Raw genomic sequence first — 7,231 nt, 5'->3', positions numbered from 1 at the left:
ACGCGACCCTGCGCGCCCGCCCTCGCGCCGATTCGACGAGTCTCGATGCCTCGCGCCGCGCCGAAGCGGCCCGCGCGGCGTTCGCCGTGCGCCGCGCCGGCCTCGCCCATACGGCCCGAGCTGCGACGCACGCATCCGTCGTCCTGGTCGATGACGTGATCACGACGGGCGTCACCCTGGCCGCGGCCGCCGACGTGTTGGCGCAGAACGGGATTCAGGTCGATGCATGCGTCGCGGTCGCCGCGACCCGCCGCCGCCACCCCGGCCGGGGTGTCCGCTTGATCACGTCCGGGCACTAACGGGCGAATCCCGCAAAAACAACCTTGGTACAAGGGGTGACGAGTTGGCGAAGACCAGCTAGCGTCTGAAGTCAACCACCAGTTGGGAGAGGGGGTTAGTGGCCGACAGAGCCCCCGGGGTGTGTGGCCCTGGCGGGTTACACGACTCTTAACAAATCTGTGTGGGAGGTCAGGCGTGGACATCGTCGTCAAGGGTCTTAACGTTGAAGTGCCGGATCATTACCGAGTGCACGTGGCAGAGAAGCTGCACAAAGTCGAGCGTTACGACCAGAAACTGATTCGCATTGACGTCGAACTATTCCATGAGCGCAATCCGCGCCAAAACGATCACTGCCAGCGAGTCGAGATCACGTGCTTCAGCCGGGGACCGGTGGTGCGCGCGGCCGCGACGGCGGCCGATTTCTACACCGCCCTCGACCTGGCGATCAGCAAGCTGGACGGCCAGCTGCGCAAGGTAGCCGACCGGCGCCGCGTGCACCGCGGGCGCCATGCGCCTATTTCCGTGGCCGAAGCGACCGCCAAACTCGCCCTGTTTGAGCCTCCGCTGGCCAAAACCGAGGCCGACGCCGAGCCCGAGCAAGCCGTGCGGACGCCCAATGGCGCCAACGGCCGGATCGACCTGTTCGCCGAGCCGGAGGACGGCCAGCCCTGGCGCATCGTGCGGGAGAAGGAATTCTCCGGTGAGCCGATGACCGTCGACGACGCGCTCTACCAGATGGAGCTCGTCGGGCACGACTTCTACCTGTTCCACGACAAGGACTCCGGGCGCCCCAGTGTGGTCTACCGCCGCAAGGCGTACGACTACGGCCTGCTCACCTTGGCGTGGTGAGCAGACCGCTTCGCTTGTCACATCACGGGTTTGAATAGCCCAGCGTGTACGTGCCGGATCCGCTGTAGGCGTGGACGCGGTACCGGTAGTACCCGGCTGTGCCCGAGTAGCTGACGGCTTCGGTGTTGCCCGGCGAGGTGGACGAGGTGACGGTGGCCCACGCGCTGCCGTTCCACCTCTGTAGGTACAGATCGAAGTCGGTGCCGCTCGGGCCGCACAGGTTGGCCCGGTGCGTGCCCGACGTCGACGAGTAGTAGTAGCTGCCGTTCGGCTGGTACTGGTTGCCGCCGCTGGACAGCGTGCCGCCCACGGAGAACTCGTGGCCGCTGCAGCCCGTCGGTGGTGTGGTCGGTGGAGTGCCGCCGCTGGTGAGCAGCTGCAGGCCGTAGACCTGCAGGATCTCGTTGACCGGCTGGAAGTACGTGGTGCCACCCACCGAGCAGTTGCCGGAGCCGCCGGAGGTCACGCCCTGCGCCTGGTTGCCCGCGATCAGTGAGCCGCCCGAGTCGCCCGGCTCGGCGCACACGTTGGTGCGGATGAGCCCGTTGACCGTGCCCTGCGGGTAGGTGACGGAGGCGTTGCGCGCCTGGATGGTGCCGCAGCGCCAGCCCGTCGTCGAGCCGGAGCGGCACACCGATGCGCCGATGGCGGCGTCGGTCGAACCGGCGACGGCCACGGTACCGCCCGAGTAGTTGTTGACCAGATCGCGCGGGGTGTTGCCGGAGGCCACCTGGACCCAGGCGTAGTCGTTGCCCGGGAAGCTGGAGCCGCGGAACGTCCCGCTCGGCTGCGAGGTGGTGGCGCCGGTGCTGCCGCAGTGCCCGGCGGTCACGAAGCCGCCGCTGACCGAGAAGCCGACCGAGCAACGGCTCCCGCTGCCGATGTAGTAGGCGTTGCCGCCGATGACGTCGATGAACGGGCGGGGGTCCTCATCGGACTGTTCAATCCGGACGGCGGTGGGATCGGCCCCGCTGCGCGCTACCCATGCCTTCGCGGTCTCGACGGCGGCCGGGCGCGCGAGCACGACCACGCTGTTGGTGGGCACGTCCACGTACCGGCTGGGCACGCCCGCGGGCGGGTTTTCCAGGCGCGCCAACGCCGTTTCGAGTTGCTCAAGGGTGTGGGTGACGACGCGGGGCTGGGCTCCGGCGGCTCGTACCTCTTCGGCAAGGGCGGCATCGGTCACGGCGACGGTATGCGTGGCGGCATCGCCGGACAGCCACGAGCCGGCGAACGACTGTCCCAGAGCCTTGCGCAGCTTGAGGTCCGCCTTGCTCGCCTTGGTTTCGTTGGCCAGGCGGACCCGGACACCGTCGGCGTCGAGCTTGAGGTCGCGCTCGAGCGCCTGGAAGACCTGAGGCGAGATGCCGGCAGCGGCGGCGGCCTCAGCGGTGGAATCGGGCCTGGGACCGGCCAACGCCGGTATGGTCAGGGCGGCGACCAGGCCCGCGGACGTTAAGATCACCGCGGTGGCGGTGATTGAACCTCGATTCATGCGGCGAAGGCTTCCATGCCCTCATCGCAATAGGTAGATATCGGTTACGTCATACCGCCGCGCGATGCCTGACGAACTGGACGTTGTCGGTCCGGGTGCCGTCGCGCAGCGGCAGAGCCGATTTGAAGACCGCTTCCCGCTCGAATCCGGCCCGCTCCAGCACCCGTTGCGAGGCCTTGTTTTCCGGGAAGGTACCGGCGACGAGCCGGCTGACCCCGACGGCCTCGAACGCCCAATCCGAGATCAACTTCACGGCACGGGTGGCGAAGCCCCGCCCGCGAAACTCCGGGCGCAGTCCGTAGCCGAGCATCGCCTGGCCGGTGAACGCCTCGCGGTAGTTAAGCGAGATGTCCCCGGCGAACGCGCCCGTCTCGGCGTCCTCGATGATGCAGTTGGCCATCTCGCCCGCGAGCCAGGCCGACTCGGCCGTGGCACACCGCTGCTCAAGCTTGGACATGTCGCCGATGAAGTTGCGCGCCACCTCCGGCAGCTCGTTAAGCTCACGGAAGTCTTTGCCGTCGGCCGGGCCCAGCGGGCGCAGCCGGACCACGCCGTCGGTCAGACAGCCGCCCGGGAAGTCGGGCAGCACGCGCTTGACCGGCCCCTCCGGGTCGTCGCTGAGCCGCGCGAACACCACCAGGTCTTGCCATAGACCGTCGGGGAGCGCGCCCGCCATGCGGCGCACGCCCTCGCGCGCGAACCCGGCCGCGAGGGCGACCCGCTGGCTGGCCGGATTTTCCCGGGCCGTGAGCAGCTCCAGGCGGTGCAGGCCACCCTCGAACGCCCAGCGGGCGACGACCCTCGTCACCCTGGTCGCCACGCCGCGCCGGCGTGCCCACGGCGCCACCCAGTACCCCACCTCGCCCTGCAACCGTCTTGATAGGACGCTGCCAAGGCCCGCGCCGCCCAGCATCTCGCCCGTGCTGTCGTTGGTCACGGCAAACGCGGCCCCGCCCGACTCCCACGCCGCGACCGAGCCCTCCTCGATCCACCAGCGAGCCGAATCCTCGGTGTATGGGTCGGGCATGTGCGGCAGGAACCGCCGGATCTCCGGGTCGTCCATCGCCGCCACCAAAAAGTCCACATCGGACGGCTCCCACGGGCGCAGCCGCAACCCCTCGCCCTCGATCGCCTTCACCGTGGATCACCTTTTAGCAGAGCCGCAACCCACGCGTCGCGGCGCTGCCCGCGCTGGGCGACCCCGGCGCGCTGGACGCCCTCCAGCTGAAAGCCCACCCGCCCGGCGACCTTGCGCGACCCGTCGTTGCCCACGTGCGCCCGCCACTCGATGCGCTCCAGCCCCAGGTGCTCGAAGCCGAACTCGCACGCCGCGCGCAGGGCGGTGGTCATGTAGCCCCGGCCACGGGCATGCGGCGCGGTAAGGAACCCGACATCGGCGACCTGCCGGTCGCGCGGGTCGATGCGAAGATCGAGCTGCCCGGCGTAGGCATCGGCGGCATCGGCGATCACCCAGCAGGCGCCGTCGCCACGCTCCCACCAACCCGGCGCGTAACCCTCGACAAACCCGACGGCGCGCGCACGGTCATAGTCGAGCGGCAGGGTCGTCCATGCGAGGGTTTCCGGGTCGGTGCAGGCGGTAAATATCGCCTCGACGTCGCCGGGCTCGGCGGGGCGGAGCATGATCTTTTCGCCGCGCTCGGTTGTGGCATGCAACACGGGCTGGGGCTGTGGCGTCATGAATTCACACTGCCACATTCCGCAAGCCATTTCGGGCGCCGTGGGCGCTACGATGGGTCCGGTTAACCGTCTAGGGGAGCGAACCCGTGTCGTTTTTTGAGAAGATCCTGCGTGCTGGCGAGGGGCGGATGCTGCGCCGGCTCGAAGCGATAGCGAAGGCCGTCAACTCCATCGAGGAGAACTACGTTGATCTGAGCGACGCCGAGCTGCGCGCGCTGACCGATCAATACCGGGCACGGCTCGCTGACGGGGAAACCCTCGACGACCTGCTCCCGGAGGCGTTCGCCACGGTCCGCGAGGCGTCCAAGCGCACGCTGCACAAGCGCCACTACGACGTGCAGATCATGGGTGGGGCCGCGTTGCATTTCGGCAACATCGCCGAGATGAAGACCGGTGAGGGCAAGACCCTGGTGTCGACGCTGCCGGCCTACCTCAACGCGCTGTCCGGCGACGGCGTGCACATCGTGACGGTCAACGATTATCTGGCCCAGCGCGACGCCGAGTGGATGGGCCGCATCCACCGCTTCCTGGGCCTGTCCGTGGGCGTGGTGCTGCCCAACCGGCCGTCGGTCGAGCACAAGAAGGCCTACGAGTGCGACATCACCTATGGCACCAACAACGAGTTCGGCTTCGACTACCTGCGCGACAACATGGCATGGTCGGGGGAGGACCAGGTGCAGCGGGGGCACAACTTCGCCATAGTTGATGAGGTTGACTCGATCCTGATCGACGAGGCGCGGACCCCGTTGATCATCTCCGGCCCCGCCGAGCAGTCGCAGAGGTGGTATACGGAATTTTCCAAGATCGTCGCCCGGATGGAGCGGGGCAAGGACGGCTCCGGAGACTATGAGGTCGACGAGTCCAAGCGCACGGTCGCGGTGTCCGAGCGCGGTGTCGCGAAGGTGGAGGACCGCCTCGGCATCGACAACCTGTACGAGTCGGTCAACACGCCGCTCGTTGGATACCTCAACAATGCGATCAAGGCCAAGGAGCTCTACAAGCGCGACAAGGACTACATCGTCTCCGACGGCGAGGTTTTGATCGTCGACGAGTTCACCGGCCGCATCCTGCACGGCCGGCGCTACAACGAGGGCATGCACCAGGCCATCGAGGCCAAAGAGGGCGTGGAGATCAAGCAGGAGAACCAGACCCTCGCGACGATCACCCTGCAGAACTACTTCCGCCTCTACAACAAGCTCTCCGGCATGACCGGCACGGCGCAGACCGAGGCCGCCGAGTTCAACAAGGTCTACAACGTCGGCGTGATCTCGATCCCGACCCACAGGCCGATGATCCGCATGGACAAGCCCGACGTGATCTACAAGACCGAGAAGGCCAAGTTCCAGGCCGTGGTCGAGGACATCGTCGAGCGGCACGCCAAGGGCCAGCCGGTCCTCGTCGGCACGGTCTCCGTGGAAAACTCCGAGATCCTGTCGCAGTTGCTGCGCCGCCGTGGCGTGCCGCACAACGTGCTCAACGCCAAGTTCCACGCGCGTGAGGCCGAGATCGTCGCCCAGGCCGGGCGCAAGGGCGGCGTCACCGTCGCGACCAACATGGCCGGTCGAGGCACCGACATCCTGCTCGGCGGCAACCCCGAGTTCCTGGCAAAGGCGGAGCTGCGCCAGCGCGGCATCACCGAGGAGGAGTTCGGCGAGGAGGCCTACGACAAAGAGGTGCAGGCCATCCTGCCCAAGTGGGAAGAGGCGTGCGCGGTCGAGGCCGAGGAGGTCGTGGCCGCCGGCGGGCTCTATGTGCTGGGCACCGAGCGGCACGAGTCGCGGCGCATCGACAACCAGCTGCGCGGCCGGTCGGGCCGGCAGGGCGACCCCGGCGAGTCCCGGTTCTATCTGTCCCTTCAGGACGATCTCATGCGGCGCTTCCGGTCGGGTGCGGTCGAGGCGGTGATGGACCGATTCAATATCCCCGAGGATGTACCAATCGAGTCCAAGATGGTCACCCGCCAGATCAAGAGCGCGCAGACGCAGATCGAGGCGCAAAACGCGGAGATCCGCAAAAACGTCCTCAAATACGACGAGGTGATGAACAAGCAGCGTCAGGTCGTCTACGCGGAGCGATCGCGCGTGCTGGCCGGTGAAGACCTGCACGACCAGATCGACCGGATGATCGATGACGTGGTGACCGCCTACGTGCATGGGGCCACCATCGAGACCGGCAAAAACTTCGCCGAAGACTGGGACCTCGACCAGCTTTGGACCAACTTGAAGCAGCTGTACCCGGTTGGCGTCACCATCGAGGAGCTCGAAGAGGAGACCGGCGGCACCCGGACAACGTTCGACGTGGACTTCCTGATCGAGCGGCTCAAGCAGGACGCGCACGAGGCGTACAAGCGGCGCGAGGAGTCCATGCCGCACCCGGAGGCCATGCGCATGGTCGAGCGGCAGATCCTGCTCGCGGTCATCGACCGCAAGTGGCGCGAGCACCTCTACGAGATGGACTATCTGCAGGAGGGCGTCGGCCTGCGGGCCTACGCACAGCGCGACCCGCTGGTGGAGTATCAGCGCGAGGGCTTCGACATGTTCGCCCAGATGATGGACGGCATCAAGGAGGAGGCCGTCGGCTTCCTGTTCAACGCCGAGGTCCAGATCGCCGATGCGCCCACCGGTCAGGCCGCCCCCGCGCAGGAGGGCGTGCCCCTGCCGGAGCGCGAATCGTCGGTCGAAGTGCAGGCCAAGGGCTTCGGGCAGCGTCAGCAGCCGCGTGCCCTGCAATACACGTCGCCCACCATCGATGGCGCGGCAGGCTCCGGCACGACACAGATCCAGCAGGCACCGGCGCTGGGCATCGGTGGCGGCGCTGGCGCAGGCGGCGGGACAGCGGCGTCGCAGGGCCGCAAGCCTTCACCGCGCGGGCGCGGCGGCGGCTCAGGCAACCGCGGCGGCGGCGCGGGCG

6 protein-coding genes are annotated in these 7,231 nt (G+C 67.8%); 3 read left to right on the top strand and 3 right to left on the bottom strand.

Annotation, left to right across the window (positions count from 1 at the left end; translation table 11 throughout):
- Together DM816_RS38835 and hpf are read left to right on the top strand one after the other, a co-directional pair.
- A partial coding sequence (locus DM816_RS38835; RefSeq protein WP_281274405.1) for a phosphoribosyltransferase family protein occupies window positions 1–299 on the top strand: 299 nt, incomplete at its 5' end.
- A gap of 175 nt (window positions 300–474) precedes the next feature.
- The gene (hpf, locus tag DM816_RS38830; protein ID WP_117215480.1) at window positions 475–1,128 is read left to right on the top strand and encodes a ribosome hibernation-promoting factor, HPF/YfiA family; all 654 of its coding nucleotides are present in this window, start codon (window positions 475–477) and stop codon (window positions 1,126–1,128) included.
- 22 nt (window positions 1,129–1,150) lie between these two features.
- Here the strand turns inward: hpf and DM816_RS38825 are convergent, their stop codons facing one another.
- From DM816_RS38825 to DM816_RS38815, 3 genes are read right to left on the bottom strand one after another with little or no spacing between them, the layout of a single operon-like run.
- Window positions 1,151–2,623, bottom strand: a complete 1,473-nt coding sequence (locus DM816_RS38825) for a S1 family peptidase (protein ID WP_117215479.1) — start codon at window positions 2,621–2,623, stop codon at window positions 1,151–1,153.
- Between the two features lie 49 nt (window positions 2,624–2,672).
- Complete coding sequence (locus tag DM816_RS38820) at window positions 2,673–3,761, bottom strand: GNAT family N-acetyltransferase (protein WP_246002620.1); 1,089 nt, start codon at window positions 3,759–3,761, stop codon at window positions 2,673–2,675.
- Window positions 3,758–4,321 (bottom strand): GNAT family N-acetyltransferase, encoded by a 564-nt coding sequence (locus DM816_RS38815; protein WP_211589042.1) that lies wholly within the window; start codon window positions 4,319–4,321, stop codon window positions 3,758–3,760. Before DM816_RS38815 ends, DM816_RS38820 begins: the two co-directional genes overlap by 4 nt.
- A gap of 86 nt (window positions 4,322–4,407) precedes the next feature.
- On the opposite strand from DM816_RS38815, the gene secA reads away from it, so the two are divergent.
- On the top strand, window positions 4,408–7,231 hold a 2,824-nt coding region (gene secA / locus DM816_RS38810; protein ID WP_117215478.1), incomplete at its 3' end, for a preprotein translocase subunit SecA.

The organism is Allorhizocola rhizosphaerae (assembly GCF_003426775.1).
Taxonomy (GTDB): domain Bacteria; phylum Actinomycetota; class Actinomycetes; order Mycobacteriales; family Micromonosporaceae; genus Allorhizocola; species Allorhizocola rhizosphaerae.
This window is presented reverse-complemented; position numbering and strand designations above follow the sequence as displayed.

Coding starts and splice junctions, on each gene's coding strand:
- DM816_RS38825 (WP_117215479.1), bottom strand. CDS start 2,623: ATGAATCGAGGTTCAATCACCGCCACCGCGGTGATCTTAACGTCCGCG.
- DM816_RS38815 (WP_211589042.1), bottom strand. CDS start 4,321: ATGACGCCACAGCCCCAGCCCGTGTTGCATGCCACAACCGAGCGCGGC.